The 25,558-nt window shown below is 41.1% G+C and carries 31 protein-coding genes and 1 pseudogene; all 32 read left to right on the forward strand.

Annotated elements, in window-relative coordinates; all coding sequences use genetic code 11:
- Positions 1-77: 77 nt before the first annotated feature.
- The 32 genes and pseudogenes from CPZ25_RS02240 (at position 78) to CPZ25_RS02385 (ending at position 25,389) form a co-directional block, all read left to right on the forward strand.
- Positions 78-455, forward strand: coding sequence for an NAD-binding protein (locus CPZ25_RS02240; RefSeq protein ID WP_096919546.1), 378 nt, complete (start codon positions 78-80; stop codon positions 453-455).
- Positions 456-481: 26 nt separating this feature from the next.
- The gene (gene dapA, locus CPZ25_RS02245) at positions 482-1,438 is read left to right on the forward strand and encodes a 4-hydroxy-tetrahydrodipicolinate synthase (protein WP_096919547.1); all 957 of its coding nucleotides are present in this window, start codon (positions 482-484) and stop codon (positions 1,436-1,438) included.
- A 522-nt stretch (positions 1,439-1,960) separates the two neighbouring features.
- Positions 1,961-3,436, forward strand: coding sequence for a hypothetical protein (locus tag CPZ25_RS02250; protein WP_138721001.1), 1,476 nt, complete (start codon positions 1,961-1,963; stop codon positions 3,434-3,436).
- A gap of 340 nt (positions 3,437-3,776) precedes the next feature.
- The gene (locus CPZ25_RS02255; protein WP_096920832.1) at positions 3,777-3,965 is read left to right on the forward strand and encodes a hypothetical protein; all 189 of its coding nucleotides are present in this window, start codon (positions 3,777-3,779) and stop codon (positions 3,963-3,965) included.
- Positions 3,966-3,987: 22 nt separating this feature from the next.
- On the forward strand, positions 3,988-4,596 hold the full coding sequence (locus tag CPZ25_RS02260; RefSeq protein ID WP_207670841.1) for a sugar transferase: 609 nt from the start codon (positions 3,988-3,990) through the stop codon (positions 4,594-4,596).
- Between the two features lie 10 nt (positions 4,597-4,606).
- Positions 4,607-5,428 (forward strand): glycosyltransferase, encoded by an 822-nt coding sequence (locus CPZ25_RS02265; protein ID WP_096920833.1) that lies wholly within the window; start codon positions 4,607-4,609, stop codon positions 5,426-5,428.
- Positions 5,425-6,540 carry a glycosyltransferase family 4 protein gene (locus CPZ25_RS02270; RefSeq protein WP_096920834.1) on the forward strand — a complete coding sequence of 372 codons (1,116 nt, stop codon included), beginning with the start codon at positions 5,425-5,427 and terminating at the stop codon, positions 6,538-6,540. The genes CPZ25_RS02265 and CPZ25_RS02270 overlap by 4 nt, the downstream gene beginning before the upstream one ends.
- Entirely contained in the window at positions 6,524-7,642 is a 1,119-nt protein-coding gene (locus tag CPZ25_RS02275; RefSeq protein ID WP_167495141.1) for a glycosyltransferase family 1 protein, read from the forward strand. Before CPZ25_RS02270 ends, CPZ25_RS02275 begins: the two co-directional genes overlap by 17 nt.
- 6 nt (positions 7,643-7,648) lie before the next feature.
- Positions 7,649-8,761 (forward strand): glycosyltransferase family 1 protein, encoded by a 1,113-nt coding sequence (locus tag CPZ25_RS02280; protein ID WP_096920836.1) that lies wholly within the window; start codon positions 7,649-7,651, stop codon positions 8,759-8,761.
- 20 nt (positions 8,762-8,781) lie between these two features.
- Positions 8,782-9,825 (forward strand): glycosyltransferase family 2 protein, encoded by a 1,044-nt coding sequence (locus CPZ25_RS02285; RefSeq protein ID WP_096920837.1) that lies wholly within the window; start codon positions 8,782-8,784, stop codon positions 9,823-9,825.
- Positions 9,815-10,945: an EpsG family protein gene (locus CPZ25_RS02290; protein ID WP_133067103.1), complete on the forward strand. Its 1,131-nt coding sequence runs from the start codon at positions 9,815-9,817 to the stop codon at positions 10,943-10,945. The genes CPZ25_RS02285 and CPZ25_RS02290 overlap by 11 nt, the downstream gene beginning before the upstream one ends.
- A 7-nt stretch (positions 10,946-10,952) precedes the next feature.
- Positions 10,953-11,915, forward strand: coding sequence for a glycosyltransferase family 2 protein (locus CPZ25_RS02295; protein ID WP_133067104.1), 963 nt, complete (start codon positions 10,953-10,955; stop codon positions 11,913-11,915).
- Positions 11,905-12,963, forward strand: coding sequence for a polysaccharide pyruvyl transferase family protein (locus tag CPZ25_RS02300; RefSeq protein WP_096920840.1), 1,059 nt, complete (start codon positions 11,905-11,907; stop codon positions 12,961-12,963). Before CPZ25_RS02295 ends, CPZ25_RS02300 begins: the two co-directional genes overlap by 11 nt.
- Before the next feature lie 25 nt (positions 12,964-12,988).
- A complete protein-coding gene (locus CPZ25_RS02305; protein ID WP_096920841.1) occupies positions 12,989-14,503 on the forward strand; it encodes a lipopolysaccharide biosynthesis protein in 1,515 nt (504 codons plus the stop codon).
- A 27-nt stretch (positions 14,504-14,530) separates the two neighbouring features.
- Complete coding sequence (locus CPZ25_RS02310) at positions 14,531-14,872, forward strand: hypothetical protein (protein WP_096920842.1); 342 nt, start codon at positions 14,531-14,533, stop codon at positions 14,870-14,872.
- A gap of 154 nt (positions 14,873-15,026) precedes the next feature.
- Positions 15,027-15,467, forward strand: coding sequence for a hypothetical protein (locus CPZ25_RS02315; protein ID WP_096920843.1), 441 nt, complete (start codon positions 15,027-15,029; stop codon positions 15,465-15,467).
- A 28-nt stretch (positions 15,468-15,495) separates the two neighbouring features.
- Positions 15,496-15,714, forward strand: coding sequence for a hypothetical protein (locus CPZ25_RS02320; protein WP_133067105.1), 219 nt, complete (start codon positions 15,496-15,498; stop codon positions 15,712-15,714).
- Positions 15,715-15,882: 168 nt separating this feature from the next.
- Positions 15,883-16,440 carry a hypothetical protein gene (locus CPZ25_RS02325; protein ID WP_096920845.1) on the forward strand — a complete coding sequence of 186 codons (558 nt, stop codon included), beginning with the start codon at positions 15,883-15,885 and terminating at the stop codon, positions 16,438-16,440.
- A 1-nt stretch (position 16,441) separates the two neighbouring features.
- On the forward strand, positions 16,442-17,284 hold the full coding sequence (locus CPZ25_RS02330; RefSeq protein ID WP_096920846.1) for a phage antirepressor KilAC domain-containing protein: 843 nt from the start codon (positions 16,442-16,444) through the stop codon (positions 17,282-17,284).
- A 167-nt stretch (positions 17,285-17,451) separates the two neighbouring features.
- Positions 17,452-17,682: a hypothetical protein gene (locus CPZ25_RS02335; RefSeq protein WP_096920847.1), complete on the forward strand. Its 231-nt coding sequence runs from the start codon at positions 17,452-17,454 to the stop codon at positions 17,680-17,682.
- 151 nt (positions 17,683-17,833) lie between these two features.
- The gene (locus tag CPZ25_RS02340; RefSeq protein ID WP_058694752.1) at positions 17,834-18,049 is read left to right on the forward strand and encodes a hypothetical protein; all 216 of its coding nucleotides are present in this window, start codon (positions 17,834-17,836) and stop codon (positions 18,047-18,049) included.
- A 26-nt stretch (positions 18,050-18,075) separates the two neighbouring features.
- Positions 18,076-18,666, forward strand: coding sequence for a sigma-70 family RNA polymerase sigma factor (locus tag CPZ25_RS02345; protein ID WP_096920848.1), 591 nt, complete (start codon positions 18,076-18,078; stop codon positions 18,664-18,666).
- Positions 18,667-18,997: 331 nt separating this feature from the next.
- Positions 18,998-19,225 (forward strand): DUF1659 domain-containing protein, encoded by a 228-nt coding sequence (locus tag CPZ25_RS02350; RefSeq protein ID WP_096920849.1) that lies wholly within the window; start codon positions 18,998-19,000, stop codon positions 19,223-19,225.
- A 224-nt stretch (positions 19,226-19,449) separates the two neighbouring features.
- Positions 19,450-19,686 (forward strand): DUF2922 domain-containing protein, encoded by a 237-nt coding sequence (locus tag CPZ25_RS02355; protein ID WP_058694353.1) that lies wholly within the window; start codon positions 19,450-19,452, stop codon positions 19,684-19,686.
- Between the two features lie 291 nt (positions 19,687-19,977).
- On the forward strand, positions 19,978-20,121 hold the full coding sequence (locus CPZ25_RS20315) for a hypothetical protein (RefSeq protein WP_167495142.1): 144 nt from the start codon (positions 19,978-19,980) through the stop codon (positions 20,119-20,121).
- A gap of 217 nt (positions 20,122-20,338) precedes the next feature.
- Positions 20,339-21,322, forward strand: coding sequence for a DUF6017 domain-containing protein (locus CPZ25_RS02360; RefSeq protein WP_002569163.1), 984 nt, complete (start codon positions 20,339-20,341; stop codon positions 21,320-21,322).
- A gap of 23 nt (positions 21,323-21,345) precedes the next feature.
- Positions 21,346-21,567 carry a DUF5348 domain-containing protein gene (locus tag CPZ25_RS02365; RefSeq protein ID WP_002569164.1) on the forward strand — a complete coding sequence of 74 codons (222 nt, stop codon included), beginning with the start codon at positions 21,346-21,348 and terminating at the stop codon, positions 21,565-21,567.
- Between the two features lie 41 nt (positions 21,568-21,608).
- Positions 21,609-22,085, forward strand: coding sequence for a PcfB family protein (locus tag CPZ25_RS02370; protein ID WP_002569165.1), 477 nt, complete (start codon positions 21,609-21,611; stop codon positions 22,083-22,085).
- Positions 22,082-23,890 (forward strand): VirD4-like conjugal transfer protein, CD1115 family, encoded by a 1,809-nt coding sequence (locus tag CPZ25_RS02375; RefSeq protein ID WP_002569166.1) that lies wholly within the window; start codon positions 22,082-22,084, stop codon positions 23,888-23,890. The genes CPZ25_RS02370 and CPZ25_RS02375 overlap by 4 nt, the downstream gene beginning before the upstream one ends.
- Complete coding sequence (locus CPZ25_RS20320) at positions 23,877-24,047, forward strand: hypothetical protein (protein ID WP_002569167.1); 171 nt, start codon at positions 23,877-23,879, stop codon at positions 24,045-24,047. Before CPZ25_RS02375 ends, CPZ25_RS20320 begins: the two co-directional genes overlap by 14 nt.
- Positions 24,048-24,464: 417 nt before the next feature.
- A pseudogene (locus CPZ25_RS02380) lies at positions 24,465-24,593 on the forward strand (Maff2 family mobile element protein); the annotation flags it as partial.
- A 274-nt stretch (positions 24,594-24,867) separates the two neighbouring features.
- Positions 24,868-25,389: a P-loop nucleotide/nucleoside kinase family protein gene (locus CPZ25_RS02385; protein WP_003505403.1), complete on the forward strand. Its 522-nt coding sequence runs from the start codon at positions 24,868-24,870 to the stop codon at positions 25,387-25,389.
- The last annotated feature ends 169 nt before the right edge of the window (positions 25,390-25,558 follow it).

Genomic DNA, 25,558 nt, shown 5'->3' on the forward strand with positions numbered 1-25,558 from the left:
TTTTTAATCCCATCTTTACAGAAAAGAACCTATAATAAGAGACAACAAAAATCTTATCAAAGTGAGGAAGTATCAAGTTGAAAACAAGCGTAAAGAAAACTGCTGTCATTGTGGGATGCAGCCAAATGGGCGCCCGCCTGGCAATGTCTTTATCGAATAAGGGCTATAAGGTTGTGATCATGGACAAGGATTATCACGCCTTTGAAAGGATCGACCGGCATTTTCTGGGAACTGAGTTCCTTGGTGATGGACAGGATTTGACAGCACTTCGTTCTTTAGGGGTTGACAATATCAAGCTTTTCGTGGCAGCGACCGGAAACGATGCCGATAACCTTACCCTGTCACGCAAGGCTGAAAAGCTTTATCACCTGAGCCGCGTCTACGCGAGGCTGAGCGGAAGCCGCAGCCGTGAACAGCTGAAACGCTGTGCCACAGATCATGCTCCGGCAGTATAGCCCGCTGGAGGATAAGAGAAAAAAACATGAAAACTAAGATTTTTAAAGGTGTGGCCACCGCGCTGGTGACCCCGATGAAGCCCGACGGGTCCATTTCTTACGACACCCTGTCGGGACTGATCGACTACCAGCTGAAGCATCACGCCGACGCGGTGGTTATCGGCGGCACCACAGGCGAGTCAGCATCGCTTTCGGAAAAGGAACTGCTTGAGCTGACAGCGTTTGCCGTTAAGGCTGTGAGAGGGCATGTCCCTGTCATTGCTAATATGGGCAGCAACAATACCGCTCACAGCGCAGAGTTGGCCGGCAAAATGGAAAAGCTTGGGGCTGACGCCCTGCTTTCAGTAACACCCTACTATAACAAGGCGTCACAACAGGGACTGTATGAGCATTTTAAGGCAGGGGCAGCGGCTACTGGACTGCCCATTATTCTGTATAATGTACCCTCCCGCACTGGGGTCAATATCGCTGTGGATACCTATAAGCGTTTGTCTGAGATCGACAATATTGCAGCGGTTAAGGAGGCCAGTGGCAATTTCAGCCAGATGGCGCAGATTGCCGCCGAATGCGGTGATGCGCTGAGCATTTACTCGGGCAATGACGACCAGATCGTTCCAGCGTTGGCACTGGGGGCAGAGGGTGTCATCTCGGTGCTGTCCAACCTGATTCCCGGGCAGATCCACCAAATCTGCGCCAGCTATTTTGAGGGTAACATAGGCAAAAGCCGTTATTTCCAGCTTTACTATCTGGAGTTGGCAGAGGCGCTGTTTTCAGACATCAACCCCATTCCTGTTAAGCAGGCCCTCAATGATATGGGATTGAACGTGGGAAGCTGCCGCCTGCCACTGTGCGATATGGCCCCTGTCGAGGCGGCCAGGCTGCTAAAGTGCTTACAGAAGTATGGGCTCTGCCATTTTTCAGAGAAGCCTGAGGAAAAGCAGTTCCATGCAAAGCGGCAGTTATCTCTGATATCAGGAGTGTAGGGAAGAACACAAAAAATAAGATAAAAAATCTCCCGCTGTTGTGAAAGCAGCGGGAGGTTTTAACGTTTATAAACATATTTTAGAAGGGTCCGGGTGTGGTGGAATTGATTGAAAAAGACTCGCAGACTATTCATGGTCTGCGAGTCTTTTTGACTTCCAAATTCTTTTATAATTTAACTGCGTTACCTATTATAACATTGCCTGATGAAAAAAGCATCATCTTTTTTAAAAAGATTAAATATTTTTCCTTAAAATCAATTTATAACTATATTCTACCAATAAATCAATTTTTCGTCAAACAAATTTTCCTAATTGTATAAGCATGAATTTGGTCTGAAATCTGGTCAAAAACACATAAAAAACGGCTAAATTACTTAGTTTTTTACTTTTAGTTTTAGAATTTTATCTTTAACTGATATGGTCAAAAAAATGGTCAGCTTTCCATGAAATATAGTAACTACGTTCTTTTGGGTTACATCTTCGCAGACCATGAATAGTCTGCGAACAAATGGAGGCCCTAAAATGAGTGCCGGATACGCCATCACGACGTACAAAATACAGCTGAATTACAAGCATTTAGACTGGTTTAAACAAACCCAGTCCCTTTTTGATGCTGTCCTGGCATTCTACTACGAGCTGCTCGAGCGCCAGCCCGAAGCCCTCAGCCTCACCAATCAGAATTTACTGCGGCATTTAGAGCTACAGACAATAAAACAAAGAAATGGCACCCTGCCCGAAACGCCCCTGCCCTTTAAAAAAATCCCCCTGTACTTCCGACGCGCCGCCATCAACGCCGCCATTAGCATGTATAGGAGTTATGTGGGAAAGCTCAAGGCGTGGCAGGAGGGCCAGGAAAAAGAAGTGGATAGTGAAAAGTTGATAGTTGATAGTTTAGGAACAGAATCGCAAAGCGATTCTGAATCAAATCAAATCGGCCAAGCCGATTTGCACCATAACCTTCCACTTTCCACCTTCAACCTTCCACCTGAGTCGGCGAAAAAGGGCCGCCCAAGCCGCCCAAAGAATCTCCACATGTCAATGCTGTATTACAAGGGAATGTATAAGGATTTCGCCGACGGCCAAATCCTGCTCAAGCTCTACACCGGCAAAGCCTGGTCCTGGGTCAAGCACCGGTATACCGGCAGACCCTTTCCAGAAAACGCCGAGCCCATGAGCCCGACCATTGTCATCAAAAAGAAAAAAGTTATGCTCCACATCCCCGTCAAAGAGGTCGTGGAAGACAGCCGAACCGCAAAAGAGCGCGTAAAACAGCATGAAAGTTTTGTCGCCGTCGCCTTAACCGGCTCCGACACCCTGGCCGTTTGTACCACCATCCAAGCTGACGGTCGCGCCACCGCCCCATATTTCATCAAAGGCGGAAAAGCACTGGCCCACCGTAGGAAGCAGCTTCTAGGGTATACCAAACGCGGCACTGCCGGGAAAAAGATGACACACATCATAGAGAACGACGCCCTCGGGGTCTGCCCCCGAGGCTTGTCGTCTTATGGACAAGCCGAAGCGGGTAGCGCTTTGCAAGAGCATCGACCAAACGCCAAATACTACGAAAAAATCACCCGCGTCACCGACCACTACGCCCATGAAGTCTCAAGGAAAATCGTTGACTACGCTGCCCGTCAGGGCGCCAAAATCATTGTTATGCCCGCCTATGGTAATAGCTTTGCCAAAGGCACACTGCCATACCTTAAAACAAAGGTCATGGACTTCATCGGCCGCCGGATCATCCGCTACACCAGCTATAAAGCATGGCAGGCTGGCATTGTCGTCACCTTTAACAGCGTGGGGAACGCCAAAAAAGAATGCAGCCACTGCGGCAGCGTGATCTATAAATACAATACCGAATACCAGCCGCCCAGCCAGAACTTCTACGGCGGTAAAAACTTCCGATGTAAGGAAGGCCATAAAGGTAGTACCGCCCTGAACACCGCCAGAAATATCGGAAAAAGTTTTTATGGCACTTTTTATGAAAAGGCTGGTTGATGGTCTTGTCTATATAAAATAGATGAGTAATTTTTTAATAATGAAAATTTAGTTGTTGTTTAAATCCTGTGGAGAAATCTACAGGTGTTGCTATTGTCTATAGGGCGATGGCCACAGGCATAGCACCGCCTGCTTTTGCTTCGCGTCGCATTGTGATTATTTTCTTTATCTATAGAAGATAACCGCAATGCGATGACAGTAAAAAACAAAGCATCATTCAAATAGATCAGATAAACCCTAATCCAATGATGAGCGTGCTACGAGTTTTAAATAATTAAATGTAATAAAAAATTGTAATGTAGGGAACGACGCGCACGTCGTTCCGCAAAAAGGAAGCAACATGGAAAAACAAGAAAATCCAGAGCATCCCGATAGTACAAGCAGTTATCAAGCCTTTGAAACCTGCGTACTCTGCGGAAAGAAAACCCATATTCCTGTCGATACACCCATTACCACAAGACAGGGATATATCGAAGGCGTTGGCCAGCTTTGCGCAGAATGTAACCATAAAATAAAAATCAATAATTAAGCAAAGAGGAAAGGGAAAAGAAGTGATCTATCAAAAATACATCAAGCGATTACTCGATATAACAATATCCGGTGTTGGTATTATCATCACCTCGCCTTTTCTCGGCGTTATTGCACTCATTATAAAAACCACCTCCAAAGGGCCGGTTCTGTTTAAACAGCAACGCTACGGCAGACACCAAAAGCCCTTTGTCTGTTATAAATTCAGAAGTATGTACATTACAGCCCCAAAGGATATGCCCACCTGGAAGCTGGAAAATCCCGAAGCACATATTACACCCGTGGGCAAATTCCTTAGAAAAACCAGTATGGACGAACTGCCCCAGCTTTTTAACATCTTCAAAGGTGAAATGAGCCTGATCGGCCCACGCCCCGTTGTGCTCAAAGAGAAAAAGCTCATCGAAGCCAGAGAGAAAGTAGGCGCCAATGATGTACGCCCAGGGCTAACCGGCTGGGCGCAGATCAATGGGAGAGATTTGGTGGGGACAGAGGAAAAGGCTGAACTTGATGGACGGTATGTTAAACGGATGAGTTTTTTGGTGGATTGTAAGGTGTTTTTTAAGACCATTATTTATGTTTTTAGGTATAAAGATGTTGTTGAAGGTAGTATAGATTTCGAGAAAGAGCAGTAAGAGAAAAAGTATGAGTGACCAACAATTTTCTGTTTTGATGTCAGTTTACAAAAACGATATACCAGAGTATTTTAAACAAGCTTTAGATAGCGTTATAAATCAAACGATCATCCCATCTGAAATTATCTTAGTTGTAGATGGCCCTATACCAGTTGAAATAAAAAATATTATTTCTAAATATAAAAATAATATTGTGAGGCCTGTTTTCCTAAAAGAAAATGTTGGCCTTGGAAATGCTTTGAAAATTGGAATGCAGCATTGCAACTATGATCTTATTGCAAGAATGGACAGTGATGATATTAGTGTACACGATCGATTTGAAAAGCAGCTACAGGCTTTTGTCAATCATTCAGAATTAAGCATTGTAGGGGGAATGATTGATGAATTTGAAAATGATCCTGACAAACCGGTTTGCAAAAGAGTATTACCAACTGAAGATGTTCAAATAAAAAAATTTATGAAACATCGATGTCCCTTTAATCACCAAACAGTTATGTTCAAAAAACAAGAGGTGCTGAATGCTGGTGGATACCAAGAGTGGCATTATAGTGAAGATTATTATTTGTGGGTAAGGATGTATGAAAGTGGATGTCGATTTAAAAATATTGATCAGGTTTTAGTACATATGCGCATTGGCGAAGGAATGTACAATCGTAGAGGTGGTAAAAAGTATTTTAAAAGCCAAGCGAAATTGTTTGAGTATATGAAAAAAGAAAATATTATTTCTTATCCCCATTATCTGAAAAATATAATAGAAAGGTATATTGGACAAGTTTTGATGCCGGTAAATATACGGACATACTTATACCAAAGAGTTTTACGACAAAAATGAAAATATTGATGCTTGTACCAAGTTTTGAAGAAAAAGGGCCAGTTATTGTAGCTGAAAATATTTGTAGATATTCGGAAAACAAGAAAATAAGATATTGCTTTTGTTCGTTAAGAAAAAATCCACCCGAAATTTATAAGAATATAATAAAAGAGTTTAATAATACGTCCTGTAAGATCGTTGAATTAGGGATGAAGAAAATACCTTCGTTTAAAACCGTTAAAGAAATTGAAAAACTTATAGAAGAAGAAGAAATAGATATTGTGCATACTCATGCATTTTGGCCGACAGTTTTAGCTTCAAATATAAAAAATAAAAAAATCATTAAAATTACAACAGTTCATAATAACCCATTTGAAGATTATTTTTATGAATATGGAAAAATTATTGGTAGTTTAATGAGTAATATGTTCACTAAAAAGCTTAATGGATATGATAATGTCATTGCTATATCAAAATATATTAATAATATATATGAAAGATATCAAATAGCGTCAACTGTAATCTATAATGGAATTGAAGATTATTATAAAACTAAGCATATCGAAAAAAAAGTTCGATTCCGACTAATAACGGTGTCTATTCTTAATGAGATTAAGAATGTGATAGAATTGCTGAAAATACTTAATGAATGTATCAATCAAGATTTAAACATTGAATTAGTTATTATTGGAGATGGAAAAGAATATGATTGTTTAAAAGAGTATGTTCAAAAAAATAATTTGGAATCCTATATTTTTTTTATGAAGCAAATAGAGAGAAAGAAAGTTTTTGAAGAATTATATTATTCTGATGCGTTTATCTTTGCTTCAAAAAGCGAAGGATTTGGTTTAGCAGTTGTTGAAGCAGAGATGATGGAACTGCCTATAATTGCATATGATATTCCAGTTATGCATGAAATCATGAAGGAAGAGACGGGCTATATTGTTCATAATATGTACGACGCAGTGAAAGTAATTAAAGAATTAGTAAAAGATAAAGCACTTGTTATAAGCAAAGGTAAAGCTGCAAGAAAATTTTATTTAGAATCATTTACTATTGAGAAAATGATTAAAAAGTATGAAGATTTATATCAATTATACGAAGAAGGGCGAAAAAATGAATATGCCTATTAGAGTATTACAAGTCGGAATGTCATCTAATCCTGGTGGTGTAGAAAGTTTTGTAATGAATATTTACCGTCATATCAACAGAGAAAAGCTTCAGTTTGATTTTTTATGCTTGAAAGATTTGCCAATCGCTCATGAGGAGGAAATAAAGGACTTAGGAGGAAATATTTATAAAGAAATTTATCGGGCAAAAAAAAACCCTTTAATGTATTTTTGTAATTTGGATTTGTTTTTTAAAAAGCATCCAGAGTTTTCAGCTATACATCATCATGTTAACTCTTTATCTTATGTTGAACCGGGAAGATATGCAAAAAAATATGGAATACCTAAAAGAATTCTTCATTCCCATAACAGTAATCATATCAACGGTAAACCCTCTTTACCAAGAAAAGTACTAGAAAATGTTAATCAGCATCGTATCGATCATTTTATAACAGACTATTTAGCCTGTTCATCAGTAGCAGGAAAATGGATGTTTGGAGAACGGGAATTTAAAGTAATCAATAATGGAATAGATATTTCCAAATACGCCTATAATCCATCCATAAGGGAACAGAAAAGGTTAGAATTAGGTTTAAAACCAGAACATTTCGTCATTGGCGTAGTTGGAAGAATACAGTATCAGAAGAATCCGGAATTCATCGTAGAAATTTTTAAAAAAATCTATGAAAAAGAAAAGAATGCCGTTTTATTATGGGTCGGTGATGGGGACTTAAGACCTCAGATCGAACAGAAAATAACGGAGTACGGTTTAAACCAAAATGTAAAACTGCTTGGGATGAGGAAAGATGTCAATGAGATTTATCAGACAATGGATGTCTTTTTATTACCATCTCGATTTGAGGGATTAGGTATAGTTCTTATTGAAGCTCAAGCAGCAGGTTTAAAGTGTTTTACAAGTGCTGAAAAAGTACCAAATGAAGCAAAGATTACTAATTTAGTAAATTATATTTCTTTGCAAAAATCATCTGACTTTTGGGCTGAACAGATTTTACGGACAAAAAATGATCATGAACGAAAAGACCAAACAGAAGCAATAAAGAATGCCGGATATGATATCGAAGCAGTAAAAAACGATTTGGAAAATTTTTATACAATCAAAGGATAAATAAAAATGGATAATAAACCAATGAGAGTTTTACAAACGGGTTTGACTTCAAACCCTGGAGGTGTTGAATCCTTTATAATGAATGTTTACAGGCATATAGATAGAAAGAAAATACAATTTGATTTTTTAATTAAACATGGAACACAAATTGCTTATGAAGAAGAAGTAACGAAATTAGGCGGACGAATTTTTCCGGTATATTATGGAAGAAAAGAAAATATATGGAAACATTATCGCCAGATAAAATCATTACTTACAGAAAATAATTTTTGTGCAATCCATATGAATTTATGTTTTTTTAATGATATTGATATATTAAAAATTGGAAATCAACTTGGTATTAATAAAAGGATTGTTCATTCTCACAACAGTGATTTTTTGGAAAGAGTTCCTAAATATACAGAAAAACTGATTGATTGGAATAAAAAAAGATCCGAAACATATGTTACAGACTATTTAGCCTGTTCATCAGTAGCAGGAAAATGGATGTTTGGAGAACGGGAATTTAAAGTAATCAATAATGGAATAGATATTTCCAAATACGCCTATAATCCATCCATAAGGGAACAGAAAAGGTTAGAATTAGGTTTAAAACCAGAACATTTCGTCATTGGCGTAGTTGGAAGAATACAGTATCAGAAGAATCCGGAATTCATCGTAGAAATTTTTAAAAAAATCTATGAAAAAGAAAAAAATGCCGTTTTATTATGGGTCGGTGATGGGGACTTAAGACCTCAGATCGAACAGAAAATAATGGAATACGGTTTAAACCAAAATGTAAAACTGTTTGGGATGAGGAAAGATGTCAATGAGATTTATCAGACAATGGATGTCTTTTTATTACCGTCTCGGTTTGAGGGACTACCAGTTGTTGGAATAGAGGCGCAAGCATCCGGCCTGCCATGTTTTTTTTCAGGAAATATTATTAAAGAAGCAAAGATTACTAATTTAGTAAATTATATTTCTATTCAAAAAACAGCTGGCTTTTGGGCTGAACAAATTTTACGGACAAAAAATGATCATAAACGAAAAGACCAAACAGAAACGATAAGAAACGCTGGATATGATATTAAAACAATCATCAAAGAACTTGAAAAAATATATTTAGAAATAAAATAGCACAACGGACTAACTTAAATATGATAAAAAAAATAAAAACAAAAAAAAGATTTTATTTTAAGCAACAACTTATAAGTGTAATAATTCCTGTATATAATGTTGAAAAATATATTGAAAAGTGCTTGCAATCTGTAATAAAGCAGACATATAGAAATCTTGAAATTATTTTAATAGACGATGGTTCAACAGATAATTCTTTAAAAGTATGTCAAAATTTTAAAAAGTTGGATAAACGGATAAAAGTTTTTAGTCAAAAAAACTGTGGTGTTTCTTCAGCCAGAAATTTAGGGATTTCAAAAGCGAGAGGAGCGTATATTGGATTTATTGATTCAGATGATTGGATTGAACATGATTTTTTCTTTACGCTTTATCGGAATATAATTTTATCTAAAGCAGATATTTCAATCATAAACTATCAAAAAGTATATGCACAAAGTATAAAAATAGAAAATGAAACAGAGACAGTAACAGAAAAGCAAGTGCTGAGTCCATATAAAGCATTGATTTTGTGTAATAGCAATGAAAGCTTTCAAGGGTTTTTATGGAATAAATTATTTTCGAATAAATTTTTTAATAAATGTGATTCAATGCAGTATTTTGACACTGAGATTTCGATTTGTGAAGATTTGCTATGGAGCAGCTATTGTATTTTACAAAGCAAAAAAATAGTGTATGATAGCAGAAAAAAATATTATTATCTGATAAGAAATGAAAGTGCATATTGGTCACCATTTAACAAAAATAAAATAAGTGAGCTTGATGCACGGGAAAAGATTGCACAAATGGTGCAAGAGACATTACCGGAAATAAGTGGATATCTGGTTAATATTTTTTTAAACAGGGCAATAGACTTAATCATTATTATGACAAAAGAAGATAAAAATAAATATAAAAATGAAATAAAAAAAATAGTTTGTAGATTGAAAAAATATAAAAAATGGTTGCGCAATAGTGAAATAAGTTTAAGAGTAAAATTATATAGCCCACTACTTTTCATCAGTGCCAATTTATTTTGTCGCGTTTACAATGGGTTTGTTTTTTTGAAAAGGATTTGTGAAAAATAGTATGGAAAAAAACATATATATTATAAATCTTGTATTGAGTTTGTTTTGGGGTTGGATTTTTTTAGTTAAAGGATCGCTAAAAAGGAAAAAGATTATTTATTTAACAATTGTATTTTTACAAATGTTTTTTTTAGCAGGCTTTCGATCAATTAATGTAGGATATGATACAGAACAATATGTGAATTATTTTTATATATTAAGTAATACCGATTTTAGCCAGTTGTTTCAGCAAGCCAGTACACTTTATATAGAACCAGGATATGCAATTATGAATAAGATAATAGCACTATTTACCAGTGATTATCAATGGTTGCTGATAATTATGAGTTTTGTAACTTTACTAGGCTATGCTATTTTTATATATCGATGCAGTGACAATGTATACTTATCAGTGTTTCTTTTTATAACACTTGGTTTTTTTTATTTTACGATGCGTGTTATGAGACAGGCATTAGCCATTATGTTGATCTGTAATGCAATTTACTATTTATATAAAAATAAAAAAACACCATTTGTGATATTAGTTTTGTTTGCATCAACCATTCATAGCTCTGCAATCTTTTTTTTGCTGCTGCTTTTGATACCAAAATTGAATAGTCTAGAAAAGCTAGAAAAATTTTTAGTGATTATTACTGTTATCTTTGTAATTGGTACTATTAATTTTAATGTATTATTTGAAAAAATTCTTTTAATCGTCCCTAAATATAGTGTTTATGCAAGCAAATATGATTTTGCTTATAGAGGATGGGGAACGTCAGATATTATGATTTTTATTACTCAAATTTTATTTTTGTTTTTAGTCTTATATATGTTAAACAATAATAAAAAGTATTTTTCTAAAATATCATTAGAGGAAAGAAAACAAATCTATTTTAATGTGATCTATTTTTTTCTAGGGATAGGTACATTATATTTGAGTACTAAAATTGTATTGCTTGATCGAATGAACTTTTATTTCCAGATCATTTTGGTCATATTGATTCCTAAAGTTTTTTCTGAATTTAAAAAATGGTGGTTTTTTGCCTACAGTGCTTTGTTTGGATGTCTGCTTGCATATAATAGTTTTTTACTAGAGGAAGGATTCAAAATTAGTAAAATGTTATACGAATTTTGTTTTTAATTTGAAGATGATAAGTGTAATTGTACCAGTATATAAAGTCGAAAAATATTTAGTACGCTGTTTAGAGAGTATTTTGCAGCAAACATACCAAGATTTTGAGATTATTTTAATTGATGATGGTTCACCTGACAATTCGGGGTTAATTTGTGATAAATATGTTCAAAAGGATAAGAGAATAAAAGTTTTACATCAGAAAAACAGTGGTCTATCTGATGCAAGAAACAGAGGATTAGAAATTGCATCAGGTGAGTACATTGCTTTTATTGATAGTGATGATTGGATTGATCCGTATTATTTTGAAATTTTGATGTCTAACTTAATTAAATATGATTTAGATATTTCTATTTGTAATTTTTATAAAACAACAGCGTCTGAAAAGATAAGTATTGATTATGCCGCAGCTAAAATTTATCGATATTCAAATAAAGAAGCTTTGGAACAGTATTTTTCTGAGTTTTATGTACCAATTGTTGTAGCATGGGGGAAAATATACAAAAAACATTTGTTTAAAAATATTTGCTTCCCGAAAGCAAAAATTCATGAAGATGAATTTACAACTCATCGTTTGATACTTGAATCGGATAAAATAGGTTTCTGTGACTTGCCCCTATACAATTATTTTCAGCGGGAAGATAGCATAATTGGTAAAGGATTTAATATAAAAGGAAAAGAAGATTACTTGCTTGCGCTGGAAAGTCGAATAAAAGATTATAAGAATGCAGGATTTTTAGGACTTGCTTTAAAGACAATGAATTTATATTGTAATAGTATTGAGAATATTTTTATTTATCATTATGATGATCTAAATGATAATTTTATTAAAACTACTTTGAAAAAATATAGAAAGATGTTACTAAATTTATTTTTTTCTAAAGATACTAAAAATAGTACTCGAATACGTTTATTGATTTTTTTAGTAAATAAGCGCCTATATAGATTAGTAATAAAAAAATACAAACATGAAAATTAAAAACAATATATACAGTATGTGTGAACTTATAAGTAAAAAAAAGAGTGCTCGATCTTTAAATTTTGATACCGCTAATTCTTTTGTTGTCTTAATTGGTTCGCCGGAACACGGTAATTTGGGTGATCATGCTATCTCGGTGGCAGAATGTTTATTTTTTAATGATTACTTTGCTAATAAAAATGTTATCGAAATAAGTGGAGATGTATACAGAAGTAACATAAAATATATAAAAAAACAGATTAAAAGTAATGACATACTTTTCATCACAGGTGGTGGCTTCCTAGGAAGTCTATGGTTAAACGAAGAAGAAATGGTACGTCAAATAATTAAGGATTTTCCCAAAAACAAGATATTTATTCTTCCACAAACGATATTTTTTGAAGATACGGAAGATGGGAGAAATCAGTTTAAAATTTCAAAATCGGTTTATAGAAGCCATGACGCTTTATATGTGTTTGCGCGTGATCGAAACTCTTATGATTTTTTCTGTAAAGAAATTTTTGAGAATAATGAAAAGTGTTTTTATGTTCCCGACATTGTGACTTATTTAGATTTAGAAGTCCCAAATACACCGCGTGAGAATAGAATTCTAATGTGTTTGCGTAAAGATAAAGAGCGGTGTATACAGCAAGAAGATAAAGAAGAATTATACAAAAAGATCAGACAATTTAGCTTTGAAATGAAACAAATAGATACTGTTGTACCAAGATCAGTCAGCATAAAGCAAAGAGACAAAGAATTAGAAAATATTTTTTCAGAATTTCAAAGCTCAAAACTGGTGATTACCGACCGGCTTCATGGTATGTTATTTGCAGCCATTACAGGAACCCCTTGCATCGCGTTTAACAATAGCAGTAAAAAGGTCGAAGGCGTTTATGAATGGATCAAGTATCTTGATTATGTAAAGTGTGTTCAGACAATTGAAGAAGCGATGGAGACCATGCCCAAACTTTTAGAGAAAGATAATTGTCAGTATTCATCTAAACCGCTTCAAAAAAAGTTTGATGAAATGGCTGATATAATAAAAGAATTTAGCCGAATTTTATGAAAGTAATTCAAAGAGATGAGACAATATGGAAGAGAGCAGATCAAAAAAATCATTTAAAAACATTGTATCTGGTATTGGGAATAAGATTTTAACCATTGTGTTAGGGTTCCTTGCAAGAACAATTTTTATTCAGATATTAAGTGTAGATTATTTAGGGATTAATAGTCTTTTTACGGATATACTAAGTATGCTCTCGATGGTTGATCTAGGATTTAATACAGCGATTGTATTTAGTTTATATAAACCATTAGCTAATAATGACAAAAAAAATATTGCTGCACTTATGCAATTTTATAAGAACATTTATAATATTATCGCTATTTCCGTAGCGATAATTGGCATCTGCTTGGTGCCATTTTTAGACTATATTGTCAATGTAGATAAAGCAATTCCGAATTTAGAACTATATTATTTACTTTCGCTAGCAAATGTTGTTATTTCTTATTTGTTTGTATACAAAACTTCTATTTTGACGGCCGATCAAAAAAATTATATTGTACTAAATATTACATCAATAATTAGTACATTAAAAACTATTTTACAAATTATTTTTTTAGTGCTTTTTAAGAGTTATACAGTATATTTGTTGTTAGGAATTTTATCAAATTTTATATGTAATTTTTGGGCGTCAAATAAAGCTAAAAAAATGTATCCATACATTCAGAACAAAGAGATACTTCCGAAGAAAGAAAAAAGACTAATTTTCAATAATATTAAATCCATTTTTATTTATAAAGTATCTAGCTTGCTGTTGACTGCATCGGATAATACCATTATTTCGATTCTTTTAGGAACTAGTATTGTTGGTTATTATTCAAATTACTTGATGTTAAACACGCAGATAGTTGCAATTATAACCATTTTTTTCTCGTCATTAACAGCTAGCATTGGTAATTTAGTCATAAAAGAAACGTATGAAAGGCGATACTTAGTCTTTGAAAGTATGCAATCTATTAGTTTCATTTTATGCGGAATAATTGTTACATGTTATGCAGTATTAGTAAATGATTTTATTACAATTTGGTTAGGTAAAGAGTTCGTTTTTGATAATATAATTGTAATGGCGACAGCTTTGAATCTATATCTTAGCTGCATTTTGCAGCCGTTGTGGGTATATAGAGAAGCCACTGGTCTTTATATGCGGACAAAATTTATTATGCTCTTAGCAGCAATAATAAATATACTTTTGTCAATCATTCTTGGAAAAATTATGGGGTTAGCTGGAATTCTTTTTGCTTCTGCCATTGCGCGATTATCCACATATATTTGGTATGAACCAAAGTTATTGTTTAATATATTTTTTAAGAGAAAAGTTGGGAGCTTTTATGCTGGAATATTAAAAAACTTCTGTCTTGTTTTAGTAATTTATATGGGAATGAATCAATTAATTGGTAAAGTACATACGATTGATATATATAGTTTTTGTTTAAAAATGGCCTGCTCAAGTGTCATAGTAAGTCTAATGTTTTTATTAGTATATAGAAAAACAGAAGGTTTTAAACTCATTATGCAGAGATTAAAAAGTATTAAAAGAACTTAGCTAAAAAATATGAAGTTTGAGAGCGACATGGCCCTAGCCGATTTCTGTGGCAGAGAAAATGTGGTGCCGGAAATGTTTGACGATAAGGGGACATCGCTGGTGTTAATACAGTCTGAAAAAGGAAAAGCGCTTTTTAAAAGCATTGAAAAAAATCTGGTCTGTCAAGGTGTTGATTTGGACGAAGCGTTAAAATACAATCCCGCGGCCAGTCGTCCCGCGCCGATACCCAAAAACAGAGAAGCTTTCTACAATCGCTTTGGTAAGGAACCCTTTGGCAAGATTATCCATGATTTGACCAAGCCAACCTTTAAAGCCAAAGTTCGGGCAGCGGTGGGTCGTGTTGTCAGCAAATTAGGCATTAAAGAATAAGTGAAAAAGCTGTTTGAAAAATAACAATTCAATAAATAACCACCCACCCCGGCAGACGCTACGCGTCTGTCTCCTTAACCCTAGGTTTGTAAACGACTACCCCACAGGGGTAGTCGTGCACAACATAAATATCACCCCCCACAAAGGAGAAAAAATGAAGAACACATTTTTTAATGCTGATGATAATCTGGCGCATTTCATCGGCATTGATTTCGAGAACTTAATTTTTGGACCGGATATGGGCTTTGCCTATCTCACGGATGCGTGTCTGGAGTGGCTCCTCTGCGACCCGGAACTTGGGCTGCCCGTGGCGTATATCAACCTCAGCAGTGTCACCGACCCCATGACCGGCATTGTGTACCGGGACGGATCGGTCACCCTCTGGCCCTGCACGCCCAAACATCTGATCAACAGGATTGGACGTTTGTTTAAAAAGGATGTGGCTGCCTGCGCGCGGGCTAACGCCAAGCGCTTTAAAACAAAGCGGAACCTCTGCTTTTATATTGGCAAGAATCTTCAGGTCATGCCTGCTCACACGAGCCTGCCCGGTGACGGAACGGGAAACAGTTACGTCGACCGGATTTTTTTTAATTAAAGAGCACGATCGAGAGAGTAGGTGTGTTGTGGCTGAGAGCGGAATGGCGGTCTGTTATGCTGGCACCAGCATGGCCATGGAGCGGAAGATCGAGCAGGGTTCTGCGCTGTGCAGGGCGCTTCTGCCGGCTCAGGTCCTGCTGACAGGCAGTGGGTTTTCCGTTGCGCGGGACGGAGAGTGTCTGCGGTGCGCGTATTTTAATGTTTGCCTTCAGGAAGAGAAAAAGCTCAAAAAGACCGCTTTCTAGACAAAATAATATCTTTTTAAAACAAAAAAGTCTCAGAAACGGGGCTTTTTTGCGTTTTAGTGCCCTTTTTGGTGGCGGAATGAAAGGTGACCGCGGCGGAGTAATTTCGTATAATGATCTCAACCTCAGCGGTGATCGCTTAGGAAAAATTTTTAAGGAGGTTCTGATATGAACCAAAATAAACCATCATCCACCACGGAAGCTGTGAGCGAAGCGAAAAAGACCCATGTGCCGGCAAGAGAGCTTATGCCGCTTCCGAACTTTTTAAAGTACCTGGGTCTTTCGGGTACGGAGGAAGTGCCAGGCTTTATCCCGCCGGTCTTTTCAGTGGACAACCCCAGGGCCTGCCGTCCCGAGGGCTGGAAGCCTGAGGCGACGCCGGCGTTTTTAGAGGGCATGAACCTGGTGCGGGACCTCTCAAAGGTTCGCATGTTTGTGAGCAGCAATCCATTGGATTTTTATGTGACGGCCCCAGGCGGCGGGTGTGTTTTGGAAACCATAAAGCCAGACGGCAGCCGGGAGTGCTGTACGGTCACCGAGGTGCCAGGCACAGAGACAGATCATCTTTTTGAAGGGGACTGGGAGGCGCTTCGAAACCCTGCTCTGCGGGCCACCACCGACGTGGAGCTGCTGCTGGACAGCGTCGAAATGGGGCGCATGGTGTTTAAAACAACACTTGACCACGAGGAACAGTATTTTGTCATGATCGAAAGAGAGGAAGTGTAAAATGGCCGCGACAATTTTTACCCAGACCTTTGAGAGCGCTCTTTTCGGAAGGATCCGCACGCTGGTGGAGCAGGAGGCCGCAGACGGCCAGGTGACCCGAGAATGGCTGGTGGCCGCGGATGTGTGCGCTGCCCTTGGATACAGTAAAGACGCTTCGAGCATTGTCAGGCGCCACGTGAGCCCGGCAGATACGTCGAAACGGCGTATCTTAGACGCCAACGGGCACCCCCAGGGGATGCTGGTCGTTAACGAGAGCGGGCTGTACGCCTTGATCTTTGGCAGCACACGCCCGGAGGCCCAGAGCTTTAAGCGTTATGTGACCGCGGTCATCCTGCCCAGCATCCGCAGACATGGCGCCTATATGGAAGACGACGTGATGGACCGGGTGCAGGACGATCCCGAGGCCATGCGGGAGCTGATGGCCATGCTGAGGGCCGAGACCGCCAAAAACAGGGTATTGAGCGCCAAGCTCAATAAGCTGGAAACCCGCGTCCGGGAGCTAAAGCCCGCCGCGGCCTTTGGCGAGGCCATCACCGCCTCCGTGGGGACCATCTCCATGGGGGATATGGCAAAGCTTTTGCGCCAGAACGGCCTGAACATCGGGCGGAACCGCCTGTTCACCAGGCTGCGCCAGGGCGGCTTCCTAAGCGCTCAGAAGGGCAGCTGGAACAAGCCCCTGCAGTGGACCATGGAGCTGGGCTATTTTGAAATCGAGGAGGGCTTTTTTGAAAAGCCCCTGGGCGGGGAGAAAAAGACCCTCTGGTCGGTGACCCGTGTCACGCCAAAAGGCCAGGCCTGCCTGGTCGACTGGTTTTTAACCTGGGATAAGGAGGAAAAGGCATAAATTATTTTGCGGAGCTCGACGGCTTTTATGAATGGCACGCTGGTCTCACAGATGAGGAAAAGCTGTCGCCCGGGGCCATCGCCCTGTGGCATTACCTGCTGTACCGGTGCAACGCCTGCGCACTGCCGTCCTTAGACGGGCGGTGGCTGTGGCGGGTAGAATTCTGGGTGCGTCCCCAGCAGCTTGAGCAGGTACTCAAATGCTCAGAACGCCATATTCGCCGCTACCGCAGCGAGCTTGTGGCCTCGGGCCGTCTGAAGTACAAACGGGCCATTAAAAACAAACAGGTTGGCTTTTATACCCTGGTGCCCTTTGCCGACAATGTGGCACCTGTCGTGCTTAACAATCTTTCCGGTGAAAAAAACCTTGTCTACGGGTATGTGGATAAGTCGGACTGAAAATTTCACCAATCCGGATTCGGGGACATTGATGTCCGCAATATTGGCAAAATGGCAAAAGTGGCGGCAGAATCACGGACGCCCGTGTCCGCCATTAATAATATATTAAATAATATTATATATTAATCTTTTATGATTCAGGAGGTGCAGTTTGTCCACAAATCGTTACGGTATCGGAGGAAGCCTGGTGAGGCGGAAAAGAGATTATGTGGTCACGGCAGAATGCCGTGTCCGGATAGGCTTTCACGCAAGGGATGCGGAGGACGCGGAGGATCAGTTTAACGACTATCTGGCCGACCTGCAGGGCGCCCACCCCGAGGTGGTGCTTGATATACAGGATATCCGCGAGGATGACGCGCTGTTTTAAAAAGACAGCCCGAAAGGGGGAATTACTTGAAGGATGACAAATACCGCGCCCTAAACGAATGGGTGCGCAAGGCCGGCGAGGGCGACCAGACCGCCAGAGAAATGCTGCTCATGAGCTTTAAGCCGCTGATTTTAACGCTCATCAACCAGTATGTGTATGATCCGGCAGACTACGAGGACGCATACCAGGACGCAGCCTGCGTTTTTCTGGAGGCAGTCCGGGATTTTGAGCTGGACGCCCAGGTTTATTTTCAGGTGTTTATCCGGTCAAGACTTACCAACTACTTTAAAAAACGGCGCGAGGGGCGGTTTGACCGATCCGTCACACCAGAGGAATCGTTGGACCAGGAGATAAAAAGCGAGGGCGGGGCCATTGCCCTTATCGAGCTGATTTTAGATGAAAAAACCGATGTGGAGGCGCTCTGTCTTTACAAGGAGAAAAACAGACGGCTGATTCAGGCCTATGAAAAGCTGCCGCCGCGCCAAAAAGCCGCATTTCAACACTTTTTTCTGCAAAAGGGGACACTTGCCGAGCTGGCAAAGGCAGAGGGTGTGAGCCCCTCTGTGATGACCAGAGCGTGCCGGAGCGCCCTTAAAAAGCTTAGGCAGTTTGTATGAGTTGATAGTTGATGGTTGAGAGTTGAAAGTTGTCGTACGCTTTCGCCTGTGGCTCAAGCGATTAATAGCGGCCGCAGGCCGCGCCTGGTCAAATCTGCCAAAGGCTGATTTGTACCTGAACTTTCCACTATCCACTTTCAACTTTCCACTTAAAAAGCCTCTTTTTAACGCTCTGTCTCCTGATGTTAAAGGTTATCTGCACCCTGAAAGCTTAGTAAAAGCTTAATCTTTATTTTTTAAAAAGGAGGATGCTCTTTTTGTACCTCTAAAACGGATTGTATAAGTGTAAGGCAAAACGCCAAACACAAAAAACAATTCAGGAGGTAAACAAATGGCAACCATTGAAAAAAGTGTTGAATCCGTCGGCATGAAGATCACCGTGAACCACGGCGAAAGAGAAGGGAAAATCGTCAAATCCTCAAAGACCTACGGCGACGTTGATCCCGCGGTCACCGACGCCGCCTTTATGGGCACCGCCAAGGCCATCACCGGCATGCAGGAGCCCATCCGGGAAAAGCAGGTGAAGGTGACTGCGGAAGAATTAATCGAAGTGGCGTAATGGGAAAATAGTGGCAATTAGTGGGGTGGAAGGTTGAAGGTGGAAAGTGGAAAGTTCTGGTGCAAATCAGCTTTGCTGATTTGATTTAGATCAAATTCGCTATGCGAATTTGGCCCTTAACCTTCCACCTTCAACTTTCAACCTTCCACTAAAAAAGTAGGGCACGACGCCCCCGTCGTGCCGCAGACAGGTACTAAAATTAAAAAACAGGAGGAAATTTTAAAATGCCAACAACCAACAAAGATTTAACCATCCATTTTCAGCGAGCAGACGGGAAAGAGTTTAAGATCACCATTCCCGATTACAAGGAAGGCATCACCGATGCCGAAATCAAGGCAGGGGCCCAGGCCATTGTGGACCAGGGCGCCTTTCTGCCCGACGGCTTTGGGCTAATCAAGGTGACCGGAGCCGTGAAAGTCGACACCACCAAAACCGACGTGGTCATCGAGGAAGCAGCATAAGAAAGGGGCGAAAGCCCCTTTTTAAAGTATTGATAAAGGAGATCAGTAAGAGATAAAGTGTTAAAAAGAGGAGTGTTTAGTTGAAGGTTGAAAGTGGATAGTGGAAAGTTTCGGTGCAAATCTGCCACAGTCAGATTTGATTGGGTGCGGCCTGCAGCTGCATATTAATCGCTTGAGCCACAGGCGAAAGCGTACGACAACCATCCACTATCCACGATCAACTCAAAGAGCTTCAAGCAATCGCTTCGTATCATATGAACACCTTTATCCAAACTCTAAAGGGAGGAAAACATGAAAAGAACGAAAAAAACAGTGATAATCGGGCTGATTGTGATTTGCGCGGTGGTCACAAAGCTGACGTTAGATAACGATACTTTTGAAAACACTGGAAAATCAAGGTTTTTCGAGCGACGGACAAGCAGGGTATTGTACTAAAAACTGAATACGACGCAGAAGCGGCGTTTCTTACTCTCTACATGGGAGAACAGGAACGCCGCTTTTTTATGCCCTTTGTTACGCAGTAGGGGCAGAAAAAGCCTTGCTACAAGCGATTTTGCGGGCGCGTATCTGGCGCGGCAAGGGATTTATACCTTATCCCCCGAAACCGCGCTTCTACTGCGTAACAAATCCACAGCAAAAGGAGTGATTTACTATGGCAGTTTTCAGAGTGGAACGGAACAAGGGCTACACCGTAATGAGCAACCACCACCTACGCAACAAGGAGCTTTCCTTAAAGGCAAAAGGGCTGTTGTCGCAAATGCTGTCACTCCCCGAAGATTGGGACTACACCTTGAAAGGCTTATCCCTTATCAACCGGGAGAAGATAGACGCTATCCGCGAAGCCATTAAGGAGCTTGAACGCGCCGGGTATATCGTTCGGTCAAGGGAGCGCGACGAGAAAGGACGCTTGCGGGGCGCGGACTATGTGATATTCGAGCAGCCGCAGCCGCCTACGCCGGATTTACCTACATTGGAAAATCCAACATTGGATAATCCAACGCAGGAAAAACCAACATTGGAAAAACCTACGTTGGAAAATCCAACGCAATTAAATAAAGATATACAAAGAACTGACTTACCAAAAAAAGAAAAATCAAATACAGATTTATCAAGTACCCATTCCATTCCTATCCTTTCCCCTAACCCCTCTCCTTGCAGAGAAGCGGCTACGCCGCCGGAACGGAAAGGAACGGAAGCGGCAGCACAGAGCGCAGTTGATATATACCGGGAAATCATCAAGGACAATATCGACTACCACATTCTCAAACAGGACATGAAGTTTGACGGGGACAGGCTGGACGAGATTGTAGACCTCATGCTTGAAACCGTATGCACCGCCAGAAAGCGGGTACGGATTGCGGGGGACGACTACCCGGCAGAGCTTGTGAAATCTAAGTTTATGAAACTGGACGGCGAGCATATCCGCTTTGTGCTTGACTGTATGCGGGAGAACACAACGAAAATCCGCAACATCAAGCAATATCTGAAAGCAGCCCTTTTCAACGCCCCGTCCACTATCGGCAATTATTACACTTCCCTTGTCGCCCATGACATGGCAAGCGGCGCACTGTCACCGAAGAAGCCGCAGTACGGCGACCCGGACTATTATTCATTCAAACCGGGCGAAAGCCTGTAAAACAACAAAAGGAGGATTTTATTATGGCACAGAAAATGACAGGAGCATTGGTATTTGACGAGCGCACCGACCGTTACGACATTCGCTTTGACTTAAACAGCTACTACGGGGGCTTGCATTGCGGTGAGTGCTTTGACGTATTCGTGCGGGGCAAGTGGAAGCCGACCCGGATTGAGTACGGCGACAACTGGTATCTTGTGGGTATCAGAGCCGAGGACTTGAACGGGCTGCGGGTGCGTATCTGACCGCCGCCCCATAAAGAAACGCGAAAGGAGGACGCGAGGAATTGCAGGACGAAGTAAACGAAAAGACCATAGCCCTTTACATCAAGACCGGGAAGCTGACCGCCCAGACGCTCCAAAAGGCAATGAAAGCCATACTGTCAAAGGGCAAAAAGCAGCTTGCAAAACCGCCACAGGGAAAGCAGAGCTTAAAGCAGCTTATGAAGCAGAACGCGGGCGTTTCCAACATTGAGATTACCGAGGGCAATATCAAAGCCTTTGAGAGTACGGCGAAAAAGTACGGTATCGACTTTGCGCTGAAAAAGGACGCAACGGAAAGCCCGCCCCGCTATCTGGTTTTTTTCAAGGGGCGGGACGCGGACGTGCTGACCGCAGCCTTTAAGGAGTTTTCCGCAAAGAAGCTGACACAGGAGAAAAAGCCCTCTATCCGAAAGCTGCTCTCTACGCTCAAAGAAGCCGCACAGGGCAAGAACGCGGAACGGGCAAAGGTCAAGAACAAGGACAGGGAGGTATCGCTATGAAGCCGGAAATCAAGAAGCTGCTTATCCTAAATCTCCCGTATCTGCTCTTTGTCTGGCTCTTTGATAAAGTGGGCGCGGCTGTCCGTCTATCCCCCGGCGCGGACGCAAGCGCAAAGCTGCTACATCTTGGGGACGGTTTTACCACCGCCTTTTCCAGTATCGCGCCGAGCTTCCACCCGGCAGACTTACTTATCGGCATTGCGGGGGCGGTCATTGTCCGGCTGATTATCTACACCAAAGGCAAGAACGCGAAGAAATACCGCCGCGGGACAGAATACGGTTCGGCGCGTTGGGGCGGGGCTGACGACATAAAGCCGTACACAGACCCGGTATTTGAGAACAATATCCCCTTAACGCAGACGGAACGGCTCACCATGAACAGCCGCCCGAAGCAGCCGAAATACGCAAGAAACAAAAATATTCTTGTAATCGGCGGTTCCGGCAGCGGCAAGACCCGGTTCTTTGTGAAACCGTCGCTCATGCAATGTACGTCAAAGGATTTTCCAACGTCGTATATCGTCACTGACCCGAAAGGAACACTGATTTTGGAAACCGGGAAAATGTTGCAGCGGTACAAATACCGTATCAAAGTGCTAAATACGATTAACTTCAAAAAATCCATGAAATACAATCCCTTTGCCTATCTGCGGAGCGAAAAGGACATTTTGAAATTAGTCAATACCATTATCGCCAACACCAAAGGCGACGGGGAAAAATCCGGCGAGGATTTCTGGGTGAAAGCGGAAAAGCTCTACTACACCGCACTAATCGGCTATATCTGGTATGAAGCCCCAGAGGACGAGAAGAACTTCACGACGCTGCTTGAAATGATAAATGCGTCGGAAGCCCGCGAGGACGACGAGGATTTCCAGAACCCGGTTGACCTCATGTTTGAACGTCTGGAAGAAAAAGACCCGGAACATTTTGCAGTCAAGCAGTACAAAAAATACAAACTGGCGGCGGGCAAGACCGCAAAAAGCATACTTATCTCATGCGGCGCGAGGTTAGCCCCATTCGACATTAAGGAGCTGCGGGAGCTTATGGAAACCGACGAAATGGAGCTTGACACCATAGGTGACAGAAAGACCGCCCTTTTCGTGATTATCAGCGACACCGACGACACCTTTAACTTTGTCGTGAGTATTCTCTACACACAGCTATTCAACCTCTTGTGCGACAAAGCAGATGATGAATACGGCGGGCGGCTTCCCGTCCATGTACGGTGCTTACTTGATGAATTTGCGAATATCGGGCAAATCCCCAAATTTGAGAAACTAATCGCAACCATACGGAGCCGGGAAATCTCCGCGTCAATCATCTTGCAGAGCCAGTCACAGCTAAAGGCAATCTACAAGGACAACGCCGATACCATAGTCGGCAACTGCGACACCACGCTTTTCTTGGGCGGCAAGGAAAAAACCACGCTCAAAGAAATATCGGAGATTTTAGGCAAGGAAACGATAGACAGCTTCAACACTTCCGAAACAAGGGGGCGGGAGCTTTCGCATGGGCTGAACTATCAGAAATTGGGAAAGCAGCTTATGACGGAAGATGAAATCGCAGTCATGGACGGAGGGAAATGTATCTTGCAGCTACGCGGGGTGCGCCCGTTCTTTTCGGACAAATTCGACATAACGAAACACCCGAAATACAAGTACCTATCCGACGCAGACCCGAAGAACGCCTTTGACATGGAAAAGCACCTTAAACGCCGCCCCGCCATTGTCAAGCCCGACGAGGTTTTTGACTATTACGAGATTGACGCAGCAGACTTACAGGAGGACGCAGACCATGAGGAAACGTAGCGCAGAGGAAAAACAAAAGCAGCTTGAACGGTTTTTAATGAATGTTGCGGAAGCCGCCGACGCTGCATTATGGGAGTATTGGCGGGAAAAGGAAGCGGAACACCGCCGTTTTGCAACGGAGTATGTCACGCGCCGGGGGCTTATCCCTCAACAGTGACAGCATGGCAGACCGCCGGGGAGGGGGGGACAGGGGAAGCTACACTTCCCCTACGCTGCCTTGCGGCAGCTACCCCTTTGTGAACTTGCGGGAAGCGAACACCTTGCTATGCAAGCTATTCACTTCCCGCAAGTCTGAATAATACCCGTCCGGCAGCACAGCGGGACACCGAAAGGAGGAATCGAAGCAATCACATATATCAATATCGGCTACATGATACGCGCCCCTACTTTCCGGCGCAGCACACAGCGGCAGGAGCCGCACCCCCCTACAACTGAATACCGCCGCGCCGCAGAACTTACGCAGCGCGGGGACAGCCGCCTTTACCAGAGGGCGGTTTTTTTATGCGGCGGCATACGCTGACCGCCTTTTGTCCGCTTGCCGGACAGCCGCAGACGCGGCAGAAAGGATTTATTTATGGCATTTTTCAATAGCGCAGTAGACGTTTTGCAGACCCTTGTTGTAGCACTTGGAGCCGGGCTTGGTATCTGGGGCGTTATCAATCTCATGGAGGGCTACGGCAACGACAATCCGGGCGCGAATGCTCATGTACGGTAAGGAAGCAAGCAACCGAAAACAAGAGATAGACCGCCAGCACTACACTATTCCGAACCAAAGACCAAAAGATAAGCATTGTGGGAAAATCTAAACTTTTGGATTTTCCTACAATGCCGACTACGGCGGAATCCCTCCCACTCCTTATATCTTTCTTTCCGTATACATTGAATTTGTATTTAGTAAATGCTATAATGTCCCTATTCAAATTATAAATGTGTTGAATTAGTTACATGTACATATTTTTTGTGCCGGAGGAAGTGAAATGAAACAAAAAATTTATCTCATTACAGGCTTAATGGCTTCTGGAAAATCTACAGTTTCCGATTTACTGGCAAAATCAATAGAAAAATGCGTCCATCTTCGTGGTGATGTGTTCCGAAAAATGATTATTTCAGGCAGAGAAAATATGTCAGCTACCCCATCAGCGGAAGCAGTCCGCCAGCTGTACCTTCGATACAAATTGACTGCTGATGCGGCAAGGTCATACTTTGACAACGGCTTTTCTGTAGTGATCCAAGATAACTACTACGGTGATGAATTAAACCGAATGATAAATTATCTGCATAAATACCCTGTTGAGGTTGTCGTTCTTTGTCCAGATGTGGAAACAATAAAAGAAAGGGAACGATACAGGGAGAAAACAGGCTATTCCGGCTTTACGGTTGAAACCTTATACGATACATTTATGCAGACAACACCACGGATCGGCTTTTGGCTGGACAATTCCAATCAAACACCACAGCAGACAGCAGAAACCATTCTGAACACCAGGAAGCCGGTATGATTGTTACATATAAGGGGAAGAAAAATTTCTTTTAAGTACTTGCTTTCCTAAAACTGATGTGATATAATAGCTTCATTCCAGAAAAGGAGTAAAAAATATGCGGCAAGGTATTCTTAAATAAAACTATAATCAAATAGTGGGAACAAAGAATTATGATAGCTCCTTTTGT

Source organism: Eubacterium maltosivorans, from assembly GCF_002441855.2.
GTDB lineage: Bacteria > Bacillota > Clostridia > Eubacteriales > Eubacteriaceae > Eubacterium > Eubacterium maltosivorans.

Bases quoted from the DNA above. Each gene is read 5' to 3' on its own strand.
- dapA (WP_096919547.1), top strand. From the start codon at position 482: ATGAAAACTAAGATTTTTAAAGGTGTGGCCACCGCGCTGGTGACCCCG.
- CPZ25_RS02250 (WP_138721001.1), top strand. From the start codon at position 1,961: ATGAGTGCCGGATACGCCATCACGACGTACAAAATACAGCTGAATTAC.
- CPZ25_RS02255 (WP_096920832.1), top strand. From the start codon at position 3,777: ATGGAAAAACAAGAAAATCCAGAGCATCCCGATAGTACAAGCAGTTAT.
- CPZ25_RS02265 (WP_096920833.1), top strand. From the start codon at position 4,607: ATGAGTGACCAACAATTTTCTGTTTTGATGTCAGTTTACAAAAACGAT.
- CPZ25_RS02270 (WP_096920834.1), top strand. From the start codon at position 5,425: ATGAAAATATTGATGCTTGTACCAAGTTTTGAAGAAAAAGGGCCAGTT.
- CPZ25_RS02275 (WP_167495141.1), top strand. From the start codon at position 6,524: ATGAATATGCCTATTAGAGTATTACAAGTCGGAATGTCATCTAATCCT.
- CPZ25_RS02280 (WP_096920836.1), top strand. From the start codon at position 7,649: ATGGATAATAAACCAATGAGAGTTTTACAAACGGGTTTGACTTCAAAC.
- CPZ25_RS02285 (WP_096920837.1), top strand. From the start codon at position 8,782: ATGATAAAAAAAATAAAAACAAAAAAAAGATTTTATTTTAAGCAACAA.
- CPZ25_RS02295 (WP_133067104.1), top strand. From the start codon at position 10,953: ATGATAAGTGTAATTGTACCAGTATATAAAGTCGAAAAATATTTAGTA.
- CPZ25_RS02300 (WP_096920840.1), top strand. From the start codon at position 11,905: ATGAAAATTAAAAACAATATATACAGTATGTGTGAACTTATAAGTAAA.
- CPZ25_RS02305 (WP_096920841.1), top strand. From the start codon at position 12,989: ATGGAAGAGAGCAGATCAAAAAAATCATTTAAAAACATTGTATCTGGT.
- CPZ25_RS02310 (WP_096920842.1), top strand. From the start codon at position 14,531: ATGGCCCTAGCCGATTTCTGTGGCAGAGAAAATGTGGTGCCGGAAATG.
- CPZ25_RS02315 (WP_096920843.1), top strand. From the start codon at position 15,027: ATGAAGAACACATTTTTTAATGCTGATGATAATCTGGCGCATTTCATC.
- CPZ25_RS02325 (WP_096920845.1), top strand. From the start codon at position 15,883: ATGAACCAAAATAAACCATCATCCACCACGGAAGCTGTGAGCGAAGCG.
- CPZ25_RS02330 (WP_096920846.1), top strand. From the start codon at position 16,442: ATGGCCGCGACAATTTTTACCCAGACCTTTGAGAGCGCTCTTTTCGGA.
- CPZ25_RS02350 (WP_096920849.1), top strand. From the start codon at position 18,998: ATGGCAACCATTGAAAAAAGTGTTGAATCCGTCGGCATGAAGATCACC.
- CPZ25_RS02355 (WP_058694353.1), top strand. From the start codon at position 19,450: ATGCCAACAACCAACAAAGATTTAACCATCCATTTTCAGCGAGCAGAC.
- CPZ25_RS20315 (WP_167495142.1), top strand. From the start codon at position 19,978: ATGAAAAGAACGAAAAAAACAGTGATAATCGGGCTGATTGTGATTTGC.
- CPZ25_RS02360 (WP_002569163.1), top strand. From the start codon at position 20,339: ATGGCAGTTTTCAGAGTGGAACGGAACAAGGGCTACACCGTAATGAGC.
- CPZ25_RS02365 (WP_002569164.1), top strand. From the start codon at position 21,346: ATGGCACAGAAAATGACAGGAGCATTGGTATTTGACGAGCGCACCGAC.
- CPZ25_RS02375 (WP_002569166.1), top strand. From the start codon at position 22,082: ATGAAGCCGGAAATCAAGAAGCTGCTTATCCTAAATCTCCCGTATCTG.
- CPZ25_RS20320 (WP_002569167.1), top strand. From the start codon at position 23,877: ATGAGGAAACGTAGCGCAGAGGAAAAACAAAAGCAGCTTGAACGGTTT.
- CPZ25_RS02385 (WP_003505403.1), top strand. From the start codon at position 24,868: ATGAAACAAAAAATTTATCTCATTACAGGCTTAATGGCTTCTGGAAAA.